Below are 18,286 nucleotides of genomic sequence, written 5' to 3'. Positions count from 1 at the left end.
CGTCAGCGCACCTTCAACGTGGCAAGACCGATCAACACCAGCACGACGCTGATGATCCAGAACCGCACGATCACCCGCGGCTCAGGCCAGCCCTTGAGCTCGAAGTGGTGGTGGATCGGCGCCATGCGGAAGATGCGCTTGCCGGTGAGCTTGAAGCTCGCCACCTGCAGCATCACCGAGACGGTCTCCAGCACGAACACGCCGCCCATCACGATCAGCACGATCTCCTGGCGCACGATCACCGCCACGCAGGCCAGCGCCGCGCCGATGGCGAGCGCGCCGACGTCGCCCATGAATACCTGCGCCGGGTAGGTGTTGAACCAGAGGAAGCCCAGCCCCGCGCCGGCCATCGCGCCGCAGAAGATCGACAGCTCGCCCGCGCCGGGAATCGAGGGGATGCCCAGGTATTCGGAGAACACCTTGTTGCCGGCCAGGTAGGCGAACACGCCGAGCGCGCCGGACACCAGCACCGAGGGCATGATCGCCAGGCCATCGAGCCCGTCGGTGAGGTTCACCGCGTTGGAGAAGCCGACCACCATGAAGTAGGCAACCACCACGAACAACACGCCCAGCGGCAAGGCCACCTGCTTGAACAGCGGCACGTACAGCGCGGTCTCGGCCGGCAGCGCGGCGGTCTTGTAGAGGAACGCCGCCGCGGCCAGGCCGAACACCGACTGCCAGAAATACTTCCAGCGCGAGGCCAGCCCACGGCTGTCCTTGAGCACCAGCTTCTTGTAGTCGTCGTAGAAGCCGACCGCGCCGAAGGCGATCAGCACCGCCAGCACGATCCACACGTAACGGTTGTGCAGGTCGGCCCACAGCAGCGTGGCGATGGCGATCGCCAGCAGGATCATCACGCCACCCATGGTCGGCGTGCCGGCCTTGACCAGGTGCGTCTGCGGGCCGTCGCTGCGCACCACCTGCCCGGCCTTCAGCGCGGCCAGCCGCATGATCAGGCCCGGACCCAGCAGCAGCGACATCGCCAGCGCGGTGAGCGCGGCCATGATCGTGCGGAAGGTGATGTACTGGAACAGGTGCAGAGCGGTGAAATGCCGTGCCATCCAGTCGGCCAGCTCAAGCAGCATCGACGGGGCCTCCGGAGGCGTGGGTTTGTTTGAGCGCCGACACGACCTGCTCCATGCCGGCCGAGCGCGAGCCCTTGACCAGGCAGGTCACGCCGGCGTGCAGCTGGCGCGCGAGCGAGGTGGCCAGCGCGGCCTTGTCCGCGTGGTGCTCGGCGTCCGGGCCAAACGCCTTGGCCGCGGCGGCACTCAGCGCGCCGACCGCGAACAGCCGTTCGATGCCGGCGGCCTTCGCACGCGCGCCGATGCCCTCGTGCAGCCCGCGCGCTTCGGGACCGAGCTCGGCCATGTCGCCGAGTACCAGCCAGCGCTCGCCGGAAGCCAGCGCCAGCGTGTCGATCGCGGCGCCGACCGAACCAGGATTGGCGTTGTAACTGTCGTCGATCAGCGTCCAGCCACCCGGCATCGCCTCGCTGCGCAGCCGCCCGGCCACGCCCGGCACGTGCAGCAGGCCGGCGACGATGGTCGCCAATGGCACCTCGAGCGCCAGCGCGATCGACGCAGCAGCAAGCGCGTTGGCGATGTTGTGGCGTCCGGCCAGCGGCAGCGCCACCTCGGCCCCGCCCTCGGGCGTGCGCAGCAGGAAGCGCGAGCCGTCCACCCGTTGCTCGAGAATGGTCGCGCCAACGTCGACCTGGCCGCCGAGGCCGAAATGCAGCGTCGCGCGCGAACCGGCCAGGCCTTCGAAGAAGCCGGCGAAGGCATCGTCGTCGTTGATGATCGCCACGCCGTCCGCCGGCAGCGCCTGGTACAGCGCGCCCTTGGTTTCGGCCACGCCCTCCAGGCTGCCCATGCGTTCAAGGTGCGCCGGCGCGATGGTGTTGACGAGGCCGATATCGGGCCGCGCGATGGCGGCCAGGTAGGCAATGTCGCCCGGCTTGCCCGCGCCCATCTCCAGCACGGCATATTCGCTGTCGGCCGGCATCGCCAGCAGCGTCAGCGGCAGGCCGAGCTCGTTGTTGTAGTTGCCCGCGTTGACGTGGGTGCGGCCGTGGCGCGAGAGGATCGAGGCGGTCAGTGTCTTGACCGTGGTCTTGCCGTTGGAGCCGGTGATGCCGACCACGCGCACGTCGCGCTGCGCGCGCACCGCGCTGGCCAGGTCGCCGAGCGCAAGCTGGGTGTCGTTGACCAGTACCTGCGGGATGTCCACGTCGACACGGCGCGTGACCAGTGCCGCCGCGGCGCCGCGCAGCGCGGCCTCGCGCACGAAGTCGTGGCCATCGACGCGCTCGCCGCGGATCGCCACGAACAGCTCGCCCGGCTGCAGCCGGCGGGTGTCGATCGCCACCCCGCCCACTTCCAGGTCGGCGCCGAGCAGGCGGCCGCCGGTCCACACCGCGATTTCGCCCAGGCGCATCATGCGTGGTTCTCCGTGGCCGGTCGTTCGAGCGCGGCGCGTGCGATGGCGAGGTCATCGAACGGGCGCTTGCCGGCGGCGCCCTCCTGGTAGGTTTCGTGGCCCTTGCCGGCGATCAGCACGACGTCGTCGGTGCCGGCACGGGCGAGGGCCAGGCCGATCGCCGCGGCGCGGTCGCGTTCGATCGCCGCCGGCGCCTGCATGCCGGCGCGGATCTGCGCCACGATCGCGTCGCCGTCTTCGCCGCGCGGGTTGTCGTCGGTGACGATCGCCACGTCCGCCAGGCGCTCGGCGATCGCGCCCATCTGCGGGCGCTTGCCCGCATCGCGCTCGCCGCCGCAGCCAAATACGCAGATCAGCTGCCCGGCGCAATGCGCGCGCAGCGCGGTCAGCGCCTGCTCGAGCGCGTCGGGGGTGTGCGCGTAGTCGACCACCACCAGCGGATGGCGACCGTCGCCGCCGAGGCGGTTCATGCGGCCGTTGACCGGGGTGAGCGCCTCAACCGCCTCGACGATGCGCGCGAATGGCTCGCCCAGCGCGCCCAGGCAGGCGACCACGGTCAGCAGGTTCTCGACATTGAAACGGCCGAGCAGCGCGCTGCGCAGCGAATGCTCGCCCCACGTCGTGCACAGCTCGAAGGCCAGGCCTTCGGCGGACGTGGCGATGGCGCGTGCGGTCACCTCCGCCGACGCGCCGGCGGCGCTGGTGCGCCATGCCCGCACGCTTTGCGGCAGGCGTGCGGCCAACTCGCGACCGAACGCATCGTCCACGTTGATCGCCGCTGCCTTCAGCCCAGGCCAGGCGAACAGCCGTGCCTTGGCCGCGCCGTAGGCTTCCATCGTGCCGTGGTAGTCGAGATGGTCGCGGGTGAGGTTGGTGAACGCAGCCACCTCGAACGCCACCGCGCCCACGCGGCCCTGCTCGAGCGCGTGCGAGGACACCTCCATCGCGACGAACTGCGCACCCTGATCGCGGAACTGCGCCAGCAGGCGCTGCACGTTGATTGCGTCGGGCGTGGTCCGCTCGCCCTCGTCCAGCCGGCCATGGAAACCCGCGCCGAGCGTCCCGATGCTGGCCGCGCGATGGCCCAGCCGCGCCAGCGCCTGGGTGACCAGCTGCACCGTGGAGGTTTTGCCGTTGGTGCCAGTGACGCCCACCACGCGCAGCGCGCGCGACGGATGATCGTAGAAGCGCGCGGCGATCTCACCCAGGCGCGCGTGCAGATCGTCAATCCACAGGACCGGCACGCCCGGCGTGAAGCCGGCCACCATCGGCGCTTCGGCCAACACCAGCGCAGCGCCGCGCGCCACCGCTTCGGCAGCGAAGGCGATGCCGTGCGCGCGGGTGCCGCGCAGCGCGATGAACGCCTCGCCCGGCTGCACCTGGCGCGAGTCCAGGGTCAGCCCGCAGATACGAAGATCGCCGAGCGCACCTGCGTCGGCGAAACCTTCCAGCAACGGGGTGAGAAGTCGCGCGGTCACGGCTCCTCCAGTGGCACGTCGTCGATCGGCCGGTCGGTCGGCGGCTTGCTGCCGGCCAGGCCGTTCGGGGTCAATGGCCCGCCGGCGTACCAGCGGCCGATGTTGTCCGGGGGAACGTCGAGCAGGCGCAGCGCCCCCTCCATCACCCGCGCGAATACCGGCGCCGAGACGGTGCCGCCGTAGTAGCTGCGCTTCTGGGGATCGTCGATCACCACTACGCCGACCAGCCGCGGATGGGTTGCCGGGACCAGCCCGGCGAAGGCCGCCGTGTAGTTGCTGCGCGAATAACCGCCGGCGTTGGCCTTGTGCGCCGTGCCGGTCTTGCCCGCGACGATGTAGTTGGCGATGCGCGCGGTGGTGGCGGTGCCGCCCGGTGCCGTTACCGTCTCCATCATCTTGACGATCTCGTCGGCGACCTGTCGCGAAACGATCGCCTTGGGCGCGTTGCCCGCATCCTTGATGAAGCTCGGCGTGTGCATCACGCCGTGGTCGCCCAGCGTCGCGTAGGCGTTGGCCAATTGCAGCGGCGTCACGTTCAGGCCGTAGCCGTAGCCCATGATCGCCTGCTCCAGCGGACGCCAGTCGCGGCCGATCCGAAGCAGGCCGGAGGACTCGCCGGGAAAGCCGCTCTCGGTGCTGTTGCCGAAGCCGAACGCGCGGTAGGTGTTGTACATGAACGCCGTGTCCAGCGTCATGGCGATATGCGCAGCGCCCACGTTGCTCGACTTGGTGATCACGCCGGTGGGCGTGAGCAGGCCGTAGTTGTGCGTGTCGCGGATGTCCTTGCCCTGGAAGTACCAATGACCGCCGGTGGTGTCGATCAACGGACTGGTGGGCGTGTATTTCCCGCTGGACAGCGCCGCGGCCATCAGCACCGGCTTGATCGTCGAGCCGGGCTCGACCAGGTCGGTGACGGCGCGATTGCGCCGGTCGGAGAACTTGCTGCCGGCCAGCGCATTGGGGTTGTAGGTCGGCAGGTTGACCATCGCCAGCACCTCGCCGGTGGGCACGTCGAGGATCACCATCGAGCCGGAGGCGGCCTCGAATTCGGCCAGGGCCTTCTTCAGCTCGTTGTAGGCGAGGAACTGCAAGCGCCGGTCGATGCTCAGCGTGAGGCTCTTGCCCGGCTTGGGCTCACGCACTTGCTCGACGTCCTCTACCACGCGACCCATGCGGTCGCGGATCACCCGCTTGGCGCCGGGCTGGCCAGACAGCCAGTCGTCGAAGGCCAATTCCAGCCCTTCCTGGCCGTGGTCGTCGATATTGGTGAAACCGAGCACGTGCGCGGTCACTTCGCCGGACGGGTAGTAGCGGCGGTACTCGCGCTGGCTGTTGACACCCGGAATGTCCAGGTCGAGCACGGCCTGCGCCGCCTCCGGCGGCATCTGCCGGCGCAGGTAGACGAATTCGCGGCCGGCGCGTTGGGCCAGGCGGTCTTTCAGCTCGCCGGCGTCCACGCCCAGCGCCGCGGCGAGCGCGGGAATGCGATCGGCGTTCTCCAGCACCTTCGGCGGGTTGGCCCAGATCGACATGACCGGCGTGGACACGGCCAGCGGCTCGCCATTGCGGTCGAAGATGGTGCCGCGCGACACCGGGATCGGCACTTCGCGCAGGAAGCGCGCGTCGGCCTGTTCCTGGTAGAACTCCTTGCGCACCACCTGCAAATCGAATGCGCGCGCGACCAGCCCCAGCGAAGCCAGCGACAGCACGCCGGCCACCAGCATCATGCGCTTGCGCGGACTGGGGCCGGTGCCACGGCGGCGGCCGGAAGAAGGCGGCGGGAGCGGGCGACGCGGACTCATCGGCGCACCAGCTGAATGTCTTGCGGCTTGGGCGCGAGCATGCCGAGTTTGCTGCGAGCCTCGGTATCGATCCGGCGCGGCTCGGCCCAGGTGGCCTGCTCCAGTTCGAGCCGGCCGTACTCGACGTTGAGCTCGTCGCGCTGGTTCTGCAGGCGGGTCAGCTCGACAAACAGCACGCGGCTCTCGTGGCGCGTCCACACCACGCCGATCGCGCTGGCCAGCATGGCCAGCAGCAGGATCACCAGCGTGACGCCGCCGAGGGCCTTCATGCGAGTTTCTCCGCCACGCGCAGCACCGCCGAGCGGGCGCGCGGATTGATCGCCAGCTCCTCGTCGGACGGAAAGCGGGCCTTGCCCAGCGCCGCCAGCCGCGCGGGCTTCGCAGCCACCGGCGGACCGCGCCGGCTGCCCTGCACGCGCCCGGAATGGTCGCGGATGAACTGTTTGACCGTACGGTCCTCCAGCGAGTGGAAGCTGATCACCGACAGCCGTCCGCCGACCTTGAGCCGTTCCAGCGCCGCATCAAGCCCGCGCTGCACCGCATCGAGCTCACCGTTCACGCGGATCCGCACGGCCTGGAAGCTGCGCGTGGCCGGGTGCTTGCCCGGCTCGCGGCGGCCGATGGTGCGCTCGATCAGCGCGGCCAGCTCGCCGGTGCGCGCGATCGGCGCCTCGTCGCGGCGCGCAAGAATCGCGCGGGCGATCTTGCGGCTGAAGCGCTCCTCACCGAAGGTCCACAGCACGTCGGCGATCTCGCGCTCGTCGGCGCGAGCCAGGAATTCCGCTGCGCTCTCGCCCTGGCTGGTGTCCATGCGCATGTCCAGCGGCGCGTCGGCCATGAAGCTGAAGCCGCGCGCGGCCTCGTCCAGCTGCGGCGAGGACACGCCCAGGTCCAGCAGCACGCCATCCAGGCCGGCGGCGGTTTCGTCCCATTCGCCGAGCTCGGCGAAATTGCCATGGCGGATCGACACGCGCGGATCGGCCGCGAACGCTTCGCGCGCGGTGGCAATCGCGGTCGGGTCGCGGTCCATCAGCAGCAGCCGGCCATCGGGGCCCAGGCGCGACAGCACCGCGCGAGCGTGACCGCCGCGCCCGAAGGTGCCATCCAGATATCGCCCGCCTGCCTGCACGGCAAGGCCCTCCACCGCTTCGCCCAGCATCACCGGGATGTGCCGCAACTCGGCCACGCCGCACCTCCCGTCCCGTCGAAATTCCTGCACCGAAAACCCGCGCCTTACAGGCGCAGGTCCGCCATGTCGTCAGTGATGTCGTCTTCGCCGAGGGTCTGGCGGATCTTGGCCAGATGCGCCTGCTCGCTCCACAGCTCGAACTTGTTGCCCATGCCCAGCAGCACCGCTTTCTTCTCGATGCCGGCGGCGCCGCGCTGGCTGGCCGGCAACAGGATGCGCGAGGCGCCATCGGGCTCGACCACAGTCGCCGCGCCCACCAGCTTCATCTGCAGGTTGCGGTGGGACGCCTTGACCATCGGCAGCGCATTGACCTGGTCGCGCACCGTTTCCCACTCGGCGAAGGGGTACAGCCACAGGCACCCCATCTCGAACGGGCTGTAGGTGACCACCAATCGATTGGCGCAGGCGCCCGCGACCAGCTCCCGATACGCAGTCGGGATGGCCAGTCGGCCCTTGTCATCAACGGTGATGGCGGTTTCGCCCTGGAACACCCGTGCGGACTCCACTGATTCCCACGATTTCACACAGGGTCCCACGATACGTCTCGCCTTTTGAGACGTCAAGGGGATTTTTGCTTGTGAATCAAGGAGAAAGGCGGAAGTGTGGAAGCATTTCCAGCCGTTTCAGAGGAAGGTACGCAAGGTGCTTGAAAGCAGGGAGAATTTCCAAACGGGGCGTGAGGCAGATCACGGGCTTTCCCCCGTCCGGACAAGCGCTGGCATGAACTACCCGTTCAGCCCCAGCTCCCTGCAGGAGCGCCCTTGGGCGCGACCGCCATGCTCATCCCTGCCGCGAATCCTCCGCCGCGGTCCCGCCCAAGGGCGCTCCTACGGAGAAGCTGCACGAAAAAGGGCCAGGACGGCGCGATCCTCCGCGCCACCCTGGCCCTTTCCCTGGCAACGCCGCGAGGCGCGCCATCCAAAGAGGCGGAGCCGGCCTGTAAGCCGGGTTCTGTACGTCTTGCGACGCGACAGTCATTCCTCTCGGCCAGGCGTCGCCGCCTGGCTCCAGCGACCTACCCGGGAACAACGCGGGCCGCGTTATCGTTCCCCTATTCGGTCTTGCTCCGGGTGGGGTTTACCGTGCCGTACGACGTTGACCCCGTACGCGGTGCGCTCTTACCGCACCCTTTCACCCTTACCTGATCCCCCGGCACCCGAAAGTGTGAGGGCCATCGGCGGTCTGCTCTCTGTTGCACTGGCCGTCAGCTCGCGCTGCCCAGGCGTTACCTGGCACCCTGCCCTGTGGAGCCCGGACTTTCCTCGATGCACTTGCGTGCGACGCGACTGTCCGGCCGACTCCGCACGCCATTCTAGCCGAGGACGGGCGTAGGGTGGGCTTCAGCCCACCATCGGCACATCGCAGACGGTGGGCTGAAGCCCACCCTACGCCGGCCTACGAAGCCTCGTAGAGGCTCTTGCGCGGTGCACCGGTAATGGCTGCCGCCAACTTGGCAGCCTTGGCCGGCGGCAATTCCTCGCGCAGCAGCGCAAAAATACGCTGCCCTTCGGCCAGGCGCGCGTCCGTCTCCTCGCCGCGGCCGGTGACCAGCAACACGCACTCGCCACGCTGCTGGTCCGGGTCGCCGGCCACGCGTGCAGCCAACTCCGCCAGCGGCTCGCCGATCACCGTCTCGAACATTTTGGTCAGCTCGCGCGCCAGCACCGCCTCGCGCGCGCCGCCGAACACCTCGCGCATGTCGGCCAGGCTCTCGGCCACGCGATGCGAGGACTCATAGAAGATGAGCGTGCGCGGCTCGCCGGCCAGTTCCTGCAGCCGGCTGCGTCGCGCGGCTGCCTTCGGCGGCAGGAAACCCTCGAACACGAAGCGGTCGCTGGGCAGCCCGGCCACCGACAGCGCCGCGATCGCGGCGCAGGCGCCCGGCAGCGGCACGCAGCGGATGCCGGCCGCCCGCGCCGCGCGCACCAGACGGAAACCCGGGTCGCTGACCAGCGGCGTGCCCGCATCGGAGATCAACGCCACCGATTGCCCCGCGAGCATCCGCCGCACCAGCCCGTCGACCGCCTCGCGCTCGTTGTGCTCGTGCAACGCGACCAGTGGCGTGTCGATGTTGTGGTGAAGCAGCAGCGGTCGGCTGTGGCGGGTGTCTTCGGCGGCGATCACGTCAGCCGCGCGCAGGGTGGCGATCGCGCGCGCGGAGATGTCGTCGCGATGGCCGATCGGCGTGGCGACGACCGACAGGCTGCCGGGCTGGACAGTGGACATCTGGAACTCCAAGCAGCGCGCAAAGGGCTCGCAGCACGATCGGCTATGATCGCTCACCATGTCGACGACGACCAAGGGACTCTCCATGCGACTGCTTCGCGCCGCCGGCCTTGGCCTGCTGATCGCTCTGGCCATCAGCGCTTGCGTGCCGACCAAGGTGACCCGTTCGCCGCAGGAACTGGCTGCAGCGCAGCATGCCGAACAACTCGCCAGCCAGGGCCAGTTCGACCAGGCGATTCAGGCCTATCTCGAGCTCGGCCGGCAGACCGGCGACAGCGACCACTACCGCGTGCTCGCCGCCGAGGTGTACCGCGAGGAAGGCGCCATCGAGCAGGCTGCGCCGCTGCTCGACCAGGTGCGCCGCCCGCGCCTGGACGCCGAGGATGGCGCCCGCTACGACCTGCTGCGCGCCGAACTGGCGCTGGCTCACCACGACGCCCACACCGCGCTGCAGTTGACCACCCAGCCGGCGCCGGTGCCGCCGGTGCTGGAACTGCGCCTGCTGGAATTGCGCGCGCGCGCCATGGAGGCCGGCGGCGACCTGTGGGGCGCGGCGCGCACGCGCGTGCAGATGGATCCGCAACTGCAGGGCCTGGACCACACGCAGAACCGCAAACAGATCCTCGATCTGCTGGGCCGCCTGGGCATCGAGCCGCTCAAGCGCCGCGGCGCCGCGATGCAGTCCGGCGACCGCATGCTGCCGTGGATCAACGAGGCGCTGACCCAGCTCGGCGTGCCGGTGGCGCAGCCGCAGCCGGACCTGGACCAGCCGGTGGGCACCATGCTGCCCGGCGCCGACGCGAACGTGCGCGAGGGCTACCGGATGCCCGCGAACGTGGCGCTGCTGTTGCCGCTGGGCGGCAACTTCGCCGGCGCCAGCGGCGCCATCCGCCAGGGCTTCTTCGCCGCCTACGCCGATGCCGCCCGCAACAACGCACCACGCGCCAACGTGCGCGTGTACGACAGCGGCGGCACCGCCGAGACCGCGCTCAAGGCCTACCAGCAGGCCGCCGGCGACGGCGCCCAGCTGATCGTTGGCCCGCTCACCCGCGTCGAGGTGGCCGCCGTATTCGCCCAGCCGCAACTGCCGGTACCGACGCTCGCGCTCAACCACCCCGACGACAAGAGCCTGCCTGCCGCCGGCGCCACCGAGTTCGGCCTGCTGCCGGAAACCGAAGGCGCGCAGGCGGCCGACCACATGGTCGAGCGGGGCCTGCACGGCGCGTACGTGGTCACCTCCGACGACGACTTCGCCCAGCGCGCCGCCGGCGCCTTCAAGGCCGAGTTCGAGGCGCGCGGCGGGCACATCGCCGGCGTCGCCACGTTGCCGCCCGGCAAGGTCGACTATGCCGATGCCATCGCCGGTCTGGACATGCCGACTTCGGCCACGCCGCTGGCAGGCACGGAACCGGCCCCGGCCGCCTCGGTCCCTGCGTCGGCCGGCAGCGTCGCGGCCACTCCGGAACCGCTGGCCACCGGTGGCACCGGCATCTTCATCAGCATGCGTCCTGAGCAGGCGCGACTGCTGTTGCCGCAGTTGCACGTGGCACAGATCGGCCTGCCGGTGTTCGCAACCTCGCATATCTATGCCGGCGTCGACGACGCGGCCGCCAATCGCGATCTCGACGGCGTCGAATTCTGCGACGCGCCGTGGCTGTTCGACGCCCAACCGGGCCTGCCCGGCCACGACGCGATCGCCTCGAGGCTACCCTCCGCGCGCGGCACCTCGGCGCGGCTGTTCGCCTTCGGCATGGACGCCTGGAACCTGGTGCCCTATCTGGACTGGCTGCGTGACCACCCCGGCAGCTACCTGCCCGGCGCCAGCGGCCAGCTTGCCGCCGACCAGTTCGGCCGCGTGCGCCGCGTGCTGGTGTGGGCGCGCTTCCAGAACGGCCTGGCGCGGCCGCTGACCGGCAGTCTGCAACTGGACGACGTGCCGTCCTCGGCGCCACCGGCGAGCGAGGGTGGCAGCACGCCGATGCCCGCCACGTCCACCGGTGTGCCGCCGGCCACCTCGACCGGCCTGCCGCCCGCGGAATACTGATGCGCGCCACCGGCGAAGCGTTCGAGCAACGCGCCTGCCGCGAGCTCGAACGCGCCGGCCTCAAGGCCCTGGCGCGCAACTACAACACGCGCCATGGCGAGCTGGACCTGATCATGCGCGATGGCGACACGGTGGTGTTCGTCGAGGTGCGCTACCGGGTGCGCGCCGGCCACGGCGACGCGGCCGCCTCGGTGACGCGGAGCAAGCAGGAAAAGCTGATCCGCACCGCCCAACTATGGCTGGCCGCGCATGCGCAGCATGCCCAGCGCCCTTGCCGCTTCGACGTGGTCAGCTACGACGGGCCGGCGGGCGTGGCGCGGATGCACTGGCTGAAGGGTGCGTTCGAAGCCGAGTGAACTGTTTTCCCCGTGAGAGGCGCTCTCCGGAGTGGGGAGCGGGGCTCGCACCTCGAGGTTGCGCTACTGTCATCCCATTGACCCGGACGCCCTCCCCCCCGCCCGGGCAGAAGGGGCCTGAAAAGCCATGTCATTACCTGATTCCCTGCTCGATGCGCTGCACGCCATTTTCGGCGACGCCCTGCAAACCGGCGCCGCCGAACGCCTCGCTTATGCCTACGACGATTCCCGTCTCAATGTATTGCCCGACGCGGTGGTGTTCCCCACCGGGCATGCGCAGGTCGAAGCGCTGGTGCGCGCCTGCCGCGAACACCGCGTACCACTGGTGGCGCGCGGGCGCGGCACCAACACCACCGGCGCGGCCGTGCCGGTGAACGGCGGCGTGGTGGCCAGTTTCGAGCGGATGGACCGGATCCTGCGCATCGACCCCGCCAACCGCGTGGCAGTGGTCGAACCGGGCGTGCTCAACGGCGACCTGCAGGCGGCGCTCGCCGAGCACGGCTTCTTCTGGCCGCCCGATCCCGGCTCGGCCGCCTGGTGCAGCGTCGGCGGCAACCTTGCCTGCAACGCCGCCGGCCCACGCACGGTCAAGTACGGCAGCCCGCGCGAGAACACCTTCGGCCTGCGCGCGGTAGCCGGCACCGGCGAGGGTTTCCGTTGCGGTGGCCAGACCACCAAGCAGGCCACCGGCTACGACCTGACCCGCCTGCTGATCGGCTCCGAAGGCACGCTCGCGCTGGTCACCGAGGCCACGCTCAAACTCACTCCCATGCCTGGCGGCATCCGCACGCTGCGCGCCACCTACGCCGACGTCGGCGCCGCCGCGCAGGCGGTGGCGCGGATCATGGCGCAGCCGGTCACGCCCTGCGCGCTGGAGTTCATGGATGCGGTCGCCCTGCAACTGGCCCGCGACCATGCCGGCGAAGTCGTGCCGCTGGCCGGCGCGATGCTGATGATCGAGGTCGACGGCGACGAGGCGACGCTGGCCATGGCGGTGGAGGCGGTGTCGCGCGCGGCGAGCGGCGCGGGCCTGCTGGAGCTGCGCGCCGCGGCGGACCCCGCCGAGGCGCAGGCGTTGTGGGCCGCGCGCAAGGCGCTGTCGCCGGCGCAACGGGCGATCTCCACCGACAAGATCAACGAAGACGTGGTGGTGCCGGTCAGCCAGGTGCCCGCGCTGGTCGAAGCCGTGCGTGGGCTCTCCGAACGGTATGCGCTGCCGATCGTCACCTTCGGCCACGCCGGCAACGGCAATCTGCACGTCAACCTGCTGCCACGCGATGCCGGCGAACGGGAGCGCGCGGGCGCCTGCCTGGCGGAGGTATTCGAGCGGGTGATCGCGCTGGGCGGCACGCTGTCGGGCGAACACGGCATCGGCCTGACCAAGCGACCGTTCATGCCCCTGGCGCTGGAGCCGGCCACGCTGGACCTGATGCGCGGCATCAAGCGGGCGTTCGACCCCGACGGGATCCTCAACCCCGGCAAGGTACTGCCCTGAGCCGTGCCACCCACCATGTAGGGGCACCTCGGGCGCGACCCGGATGCCCACGGTCGCGCCCGAGGGCGCTCCTGCAGAGATTCCTCGAATAGCTTCTTACGCGCGATGCTTTGTAGGAACCCACTTGCGGGCGATGCTCTTGCGCCTGATCGCTCCGCCACAGGCATCGCCCACAAGTTGGCTCCTACAGTGGTCGCCGGAAGCTTACGGAGTCTTTCGAGGTTCAATACAGGGGCTGCCGCCTTGAACAAGGTCAGGGAGGACACGGGCCAAGCGGTTACCATACCTCTCGTTTCTTGCCGCCCCGTCCCATGCCGCTTTCCAAGCTCGACCGCCTGCTCGCCGAGATCCGCGCCTGCCAGCTCTGCGCCGCTCACCTGCCGCACGGCGTGCGTCCGGTGCTGCAGGCCTCGGCTTCATCGAAGCTGCTGATCGTCAGCCAGGCGCCCGGACGCAAGGTGCACCTGAGCGGCGTGCCATTCGATGACCTCAGCGGCGAGCGTCTGCGCGAGTGGCTGGGCGTCGACAAGGCGGCCTTTTACGACGCGCGGCGCATCGCGATCGTACCGATGGGCTTCTGCTTCCCCGGCAGCGCACGTGGCGCCGACCTGCCGCCGCGGCGCGAATGCGCGCCGGCCTGGCATCCGCGCCTGCTGCCGCTGTTGAAGAAGGTGGACCTGACCCTGGCGATCGGCCGCTACGCGCAGGTCGGCCTGCTCGGCGCGCAGGCCGGCAGCAACCTCACCGACACGGTACGCGACTGGCGCACGCACCTGGCCCGCGGCGTGCTGCCGCTGCCGCACCCGAGCCCGCGCAACCAGTTGTGGACCCGGCGCAATCCCTGGTTCGCCGAGGAGCTGCTGCCGGTGCTGCGCGAACGCGTCAGTCTTGCCCTCGGGATCAGCCGCGGCGGGCGAGGATGAGGTGCAGGCCGAAGGCGATGAACACCGCGCCGGCAAGGCCATCGATCCAGCGCGTCAGCCGCAGGTAGCCGCGGCGCATCGCCGGCAGCGCGAAGAACGCCGCCACCAGCGCGAACCAGGCGAAGGTTTCGACCACGATCAGCGCCCACAGGCCCCAGCGCGTGGCCGCATCCACGCGGTCGCCCAGGAACGCCGAGAACACGCTGCCGAAGTAGACCACCACCTTGGGATTGGCCAGGTTGGTCAGCAGGCCTGCGCGCAGCGTCGCCAGATCGCCACCGGGCGCGGCTCTGGCTCCGCCGTGTGGCGTCGGCGCATGCGCGAGCGCGCCGCGCAACATGCGCAGCCCCATCCACGCCAGATACAGGCCACCGGCGATCGCGATCAGCTGCTGCAGCCAGGCCAGCCGGTACAGCACCAGTTGCAGGCCGAGCAGTGCCAGCGCCGACCACAGCGTGATGCCCAGGGTGATGCCCAGCACGCCGAAAAGCGCCTGCTTGCGCGAGCGGCTGACCGCGGTCTGCGAGACGAAGAAGAAGTCCGGGCCGGGGCTTAGCAGCGCAACCAGGTGGACGATGGCGATGGTGAGAAACAGGTTCACGGCGCAGGCCCATCGGCAGAGCAGGCGTGGAAGTTTAGGCGGTCCGGCGATCCGGGACACGCCGGGACATGGCGCGCCCACGGCGTCCGCCGCGCTGCGCCGCGCCTTGCCCGGTCGCAGCCGTTTCTCTAACCTGCCGGACTTTGCGGCCAGGGGTTCGTCCCGCGGCTTTTGCAGGGGAAAAGCACATGCGGGACTTTGCACCATGAACATCAAGCTGCGCCTGATCGTGATGAACTTCCTGCAGTTCTTCGTGTGGGGTTCATGGCTCACCACCATCGGCGCCTACTGGTTCCAGACCCGCCAATGGGGTGGCGCCGAGTTCGGCGCGATCTTCTCCACCATGGGCATCGCCTCGCTGTTCATGCCGGCGATCACCGGCATCATCGCCGACAAGTGGATCAACGCCGAGCGCCTGTACGGCGTGTTGCACCTGGGCGGTGCAGTGATGCTGTTCATCGTGCCGACGATCGACGACCCCGCCACGCTGTTCTGGGTGATGCTGGTCAACATGTGTTTCTACATGCCGACCATCGCGCTCTCGATCACGGTGGCCTACAACGCGCTCAAGACCGAGGGCGTGGACATCGTCAAGGTGTACCCGCCGATCCGCGTGTGGGGCACGGTCGGTTTCATCGTGGCGATGTGGGCGATCAGCCTGCTGCACATCGAAACCTCGCCCGAGCAATTCCACATCGCCGGCATCGCCGCGGTGCTGCTGGGCCTGTACTCGTTCTCGCTGCCGGCCTGCCCGCCGCGCGACACCCGCCACACCTCGATGATCGACGTGCTCGGCCTGCGCTCGTTCGCGCTGTTCAAGAACTACAAGATGGCGGTGTTCTTCCTGTTCGCGATGGCGCTGGGCGCAGCGCTGCAGCTGACCAACGCCTACGGCGACACCTTCCTGCACGACTTCGGCAAGGTCGATGCGTACAAGGGCCTGATCACGGTGCGCTACCCGAACATCGTGCTGTCGATCTCGCAGATGTCCGAAACGCTGTTCATCCTGGCCATCCCGTTCTTCCTCAAGCGCTTCGGCATCAAGAAGGTGATGCTGATCAGCATGGTCGCGTGGGTGCTGCGCTTCGGCCTGTTCGCCTACGGCAATCCGGCCGAGCTGCTGTGGATGATCATCCTGTCGAACATCGTCTACGGCATGGCGTTCGACTTCTTCAACATCTCCGGCTCACTGTTCGTCGAGGGCCAGGCGGACCCGAAGATCCGCGCCAGCGCGCAGGGCCTGTTCATGCTGATGACCAACGGCGTGGGCGCGGTGCTGGGCAGCTCGATCAGCGGGCTGGTGATCGAGCGCTTCTTCACCGCGGCGGACGGCGCGCTGCAGTGGCACGGCATCTGGCTGAGCTTCGCCGGCTATGCGCTGGTGGTGGCGGTACTGTTCGTGATCCTGTTTCGCCACAAACACATCCCGGAGAACGTGGCGCGGGCGAACCTCGGACATCAGGCCGGGATCTGAGCGCCCCTGCCCCTTGCAGGTGCCCGCTTGCGGGCGATGCTCTTCTGGCAGGCGCAGGGCGCGTCACAACTGCTTGCTTGTTGTTGATAATCATTTTCATTAGCATGCGCAGCCTTCCCCACCGGAGGTTGTCATGTCGTCGTCCGTACGCCCGCTCGCGCTCGCCCTGACCCTGGCCTTGGCGGCCCCGCTGCACGCCGCCGACGCGCCGCAGGCGACCACTCTCGAGCGGGTCGATGTCTCCGAGAGCACCCTGCGCATGCCGCGCAGCCAGGGCGCCCTGCCGATGACGATTACCGTGATCGACCGCCAGGACCTGGCCAACCAGCTGGCGATCACCTCGGACCTGGGCGACGCGATCGGCGCACTGGTGCCCTCGTTCGCGCCCTCCACACAAAAGCTTTCGGTGCGGGGGCAAACCCTGCGCGGGCGCAACCCGCTGTACATGATCGACGGCGTGCCGCAGTCCAGTCCGCTGCGCAACGGCTCGCGCGACGGCTACACGATCGACCCGGCGATGATCGAGCGGATCGAGATCGTCGAGGGTTCCAACTCGCTGCAGGGTCTGGGTGCGGCCGGCGGCATCATCAACATCATCACCAAGCAGGCGCCGACGAAGGATGGCGTGCGCCAGGAGCTGACGCTGGACGCCAGCGCGCCGACGCAGGGCGCCGACGGCCTGGGCTATGGCGCGGCCTGGCTGATCGGTGCGCGCTCGGGCGCGTTCGACATGGTCGCCGGTGCCTCCTGGCGCGAGCGCGGCATGTATCCGGACGCGCACGGCCGCCTGATCGGCGTGGACGGCACCCAGGGCGACCTGATGGATTCGAAAAGCTGGGACGGCTTCGCCAAGCTCGGCTACACCTTCGCCGGCGAGCGCCGCCTGCAGCTGACCGCCAACCGCTTCGACCTGGAGGGGAACGGCGACTACACCGCCGTCTCCGGCGACATGGACGCCGGTATCCCGACCACCTCGGTGCGCCAGAAGCAGCCAGGGCTGGCGCCGCGCAACCGCGTGCTCACCACCAGCCTGGACTACCGCGACCCGCAGCTGGCCGGCGGCGAACTGCGCGCGCAGCTCTACCACCAGCGCAACCGCGAGCTGTTCGGCGGCGGCACCTTCGGCACCTTCCAGGACCCGGCCTACGGCCCGTTGGTGTTCGACCAGTCGCAGAACGAATCGGTGAAGGATGGCGCGCGGCTGTCGTGGGGACGTCGCGGGCTGCTCGACGGCACGCTGGCGGTGCTGGCCGGTGCCGACGCCTACCGCGACCGTACCCACCAGTCGCTGGCACAGACCGGCCGCGACTGGGTGCCCGAGAGCACCTACACCGGCTGGGCGCCGTTCGTGCAGGCCGAATACTGGCCGGTCCAGGCGCTGTCGATCAACGCCGGCCTGCGCCAGGAACACGGCCGGCTGGAAGTGCCGACCTTCCGCACGCTCGCTTCCTATGGCGGCGTGATCGTGGAGGGCGGCTCGCGCAGCTTCGAAAAGACGCTGCCGAACATCGGCGCGGTCTGGTACCTGACCGACGCGCTCAACCTGTTCGCCAGTTACGCCGAGGGCTACACCCTGCCCGACGTCGGTCGCGTGCTGCGCGCCATCAGCGCGCCGAACCAGCGCGTGGGCGAGTTCCTCGACCTCCAGCCGGTGGTATCGGACAACCGCGAAGTCGGCGCCGAATACGCCGGTGCCGCCTTCAACGCCCGCGTCAGCTACTGGACGTCCACCTCCAAGCTGGGTGCGCTGCTGGTGTTCGACGCGCCAAACCAGGTCTACAACGTGGCCCGCCAGCGCACCGAGATCAGCGGCTGGGAGGCGCGCGCCGGCTGGACGCCGCGCGCCGGCACGCGATTGGACGCCTCCTATGCGGTCAACCACGGCCGCTCCGATCGCAACGAAGACGGCCAGGTCGATTCCGACCTGGACGGCGCCAACATCGCGCCCAACCGCCTCAACCTTTCCTGGACCCAGCGCTGGAACGATGTGCTGTCGAGTTACCTGCAGATCTCGCGCCTGGCCAGCCGCGACTTCGCCACGCTGGGCGAGCGCACCGCGCACTTCGACGGCTACGTCACCGCCGACGCCTACGTGAAGTGGCAGGCCGGCGCCACCGGCGACTGGACGCTGGGTGTGCAGAACCTTGCCAACAAGCAGTACATCAACTACGTCTCGCAGACGGTGGGCGACGACGACTCCTACTTCGCCGGCCGCGGCCGTACCGTGTCGCTCACCTGGCATCAGGCGTTCTGAGC

Annotated in this window: 15 protein-coding genes and 1 other RNA gene; 6 read left to right on the top strand and 10 right to left on the bottom strand. The window is 69.4% G+C overall.

The genetic code is table 11. The annotated features are described in order from the left end of the window. Positions 1-2: 2 nt before the first annotated feature. The 9 genes from mraY to rsmI form a co-directional block, all read right to left on the bottom strand. On the bottom strand, positions 3-1,085 hold the full coding sequence (gene mraY, locus OSC30_RS09500; protein ID WP_267171601.1) for a phospho-N-acetylmuramoyl-pentapeptide-transferase: 1,083 nt from the start codon (positions 1,083-1,085) through the stop codon (positions 3-5). Further along, positions 1,075-2,442, bottom strand: a complete 1,368-nt coding sequence (locus OSC30_RS09495; protein WP_267171600.1) for a UDP-N-acetylmuramoyl-tripeptide--D-alanyl-D-alanine ligase — start codon at positions 2,440-2,442, stop codon at positions 1,075-1,077. The genes mraY and OSC30_RS09495 overlap by 11 nt, the downstream gene beginning before the upstream one ends. Continuing rightward, positions 2,439-3,920, bottom strand: a complete 1,482-nt coding sequence (locus tag OSC30_RS09490) for a UDP-N-acetylmuramoyl-L-alanyl-D-glutamate--2,6-diaminopimelate ligase (RefSeq protein WP_267171599.1) — start codon at positions 3,918-3,920, stop codon at positions 2,439-2,441. Before OSC30_RS09490 ends, OSC30_RS09495 begins: the two co-directional genes overlap by 4 nt. After that, positions 3,917-5,722, bottom strand: coding sequence for a peptidoglycan D,D-transpeptidase FtsI family protein (locus tag OSC30_RS09485; protein ID WP_267171598.1), 1,806 nt, complete (start codon positions 5,720-5,722; stop codon positions 3,917-3,919). Before OSC30_RS09485 ends, OSC30_RS09490 begins: the two co-directional genes overlap by 4 nt. Further along, positions 5,719-5,991 (bottom strand): cell division protein FtsL, encoded by a 273-nt coding sequence (ftsL, locus tag OSC30_RS09480; RefSeq protein WP_267171597.1) that lies wholly within the window; start codon positions 5,989-5,991, stop codon positions 5,719-5,721. The genes OSC30_RS09485 and ftsL overlap by 4 nt, the downstream gene beginning before the upstream one ends. After that, the gene (gene rsmH, locus OSC30_RS09475) at positions 5,988-6,908 is read right to left on the bottom strand and encodes a 16S rRNA (cytosine(1402)-N(4))-methyltransferase RsmH (protein WP_267171596.1); all 921 of its coding nucleotides are present in this window, start codon (positions 6,906-6,908) and stop codon (positions 5,988-5,990) included. The genes ftsL and rsmH overlap by 4 nt, the downstream gene beginning before the upstream one ends. 47 nt (positions 6,909-6,955) lie before the next feature. After that, a complete protein-coding gene (gene mraZ, locus OSC30_RS09470; protein ID WP_267171700.1) occupies positions 6,956-7,402 on the bottom strand; it encodes a division/cell wall cluster transcriptional repressor MraZ in 447 nt (148 codons plus the stop codon). Between the two features lie 433 nt (positions 7,403-7,835). Continuing rightward, an RNA gene (rnpB, locus tag OSC30_RS09465) (RNase P RNA component class A) lies at positions 7,836-8,213 on the bottom strand. Positions 8,214-8,306: 93 nt separating this feature from the next. Further along, on the bottom strand, positions 8,307-9,137 hold the full coding sequence (rsmI, locus tag OSC30_RS09460) for a 16S rRNA (cytidine(1402)-2'-O)-methyltransferase (protein ID WP_267171595.1): 831 nt from the start codon (positions 9,135-9,137) through the stop codon (positions 8,307-8,309). A gap of 85 nt (positions 9,138-9,222) precedes the next feature. Here rsmI and OSC30_RS09455 point away from each other — a divergent pair, with 85 nt between their 5' ends. The 4 genes from OSC30_RS09455 (at position 9,223) to OSC30_RS09440 (ending at position 13,955) form a co-directional block, all read left to right on the top strand. After that, positions 9,223-11,181, top strand: coding sequence for a penicillin-binding protein activator (locus tag OSC30_RS09455; RefSeq protein ID WP_267171594.1), 1,959 nt, complete (start codon positions 9,223-9,225; stop codon positions 11,179-11,181). Further along, positions 11,181-11,537 (top strand): YraN family protein, encoded by a 357-nt coding sequence (locus tag OSC30_RS09450; protein ID WP_267171593.1) that lies wholly within the window; start codon positions 11,181-11,183, stop codon positions 11,535-11,537. Before OSC30_RS09455 ends, OSC30_RS09450 begins: the two co-directional genes overlap by 1 nt. 127 nt (positions 11,538-11,664) lie before the next feature. Next, positions 11,665-13,032 carry an FAD-binding oxidoreductase gene (locus OSC30_RS09445; protein WP_267171592.1) on the top strand — a complete coding sequence of 456 codons (1,368 nt, stop codon included), beginning with the start codon at positions 11,665-11,667 and terminating at the stop codon, positions 13,030-13,032. A gap of 311 nt (positions 13,033-13,343) precedes the next feature. Beyond that, entirely contained in the window at positions 13,344-13,955 is a 612-nt protein-coding gene (locus OSC30_RS09440) for a uracil-DNA glycosylase family protein (RefSeq protein WP_267171591.1), read from the top strand. Here OSC30_RS09440 and rhtC read toward each other — a convergent pair. Further along, positions 13,933-14,556: a threonine export protein RhtC gene (rhtC, locus tag OSC30_RS09435; protein ID WP_267171590.1), complete on the bottom strand. Its 624-nt coding sequence runs from the start codon at positions 14,554-14,556 to the stop codon at positions 13,933-13,935. The genes OSC30_RS09440 and rhtC overlap by 23 nt on opposite strands. A gap of 205 nt (positions 14,557-14,761) precedes the next feature. On the opposite strand from rhtC, the gene OSC30_RS09430 reads away from it, so the two are divergent. Then, the gene (locus tag OSC30_RS09430) at positions 14,762-16,030 is read left to right on the top strand and encodes a nucleoside permease (RefSeq protein WP_267171589.1); all 1,269 of its coding nucleotides are present in this window, start codon (positions 14,762-14,764) and stop codon (positions 16,028-16,030) included. A gap of 133 nt (positions 16,031-16,163) precedes the next feature. Further along, positions 16,164-18,284 carry a TonB-dependent receptor gene (locus OSC30_RS09425; RefSeq protein ID WP_267171588.1) on the top strand — a complete coding sequence of 707 codons (2,121 nt, stop codon included), beginning with the start codon at positions 16,164-16,166 and terminating at the stop codon, positions 18,282-18,284. Positions 18,285-18,286: the final 2 nt, after the last annotated feature.

The sequence above is a fragment of the Frateuria hangzhouensis genome, assembly GCF_026410505.1.
Classification (GTDB): domain Bacteria; phylum Pseudomonadota; class Gammaproteobacteria; order Xanthomonadales; family Rhodanobacteraceae; genus Frateuria_A; species Frateuria_A hangzhouensis.
The sequence above is the reverse complement of the archived record's forward strand: the minus strand, read 5'-3'. Positions and strand labels throughout refer to the sequence as shown.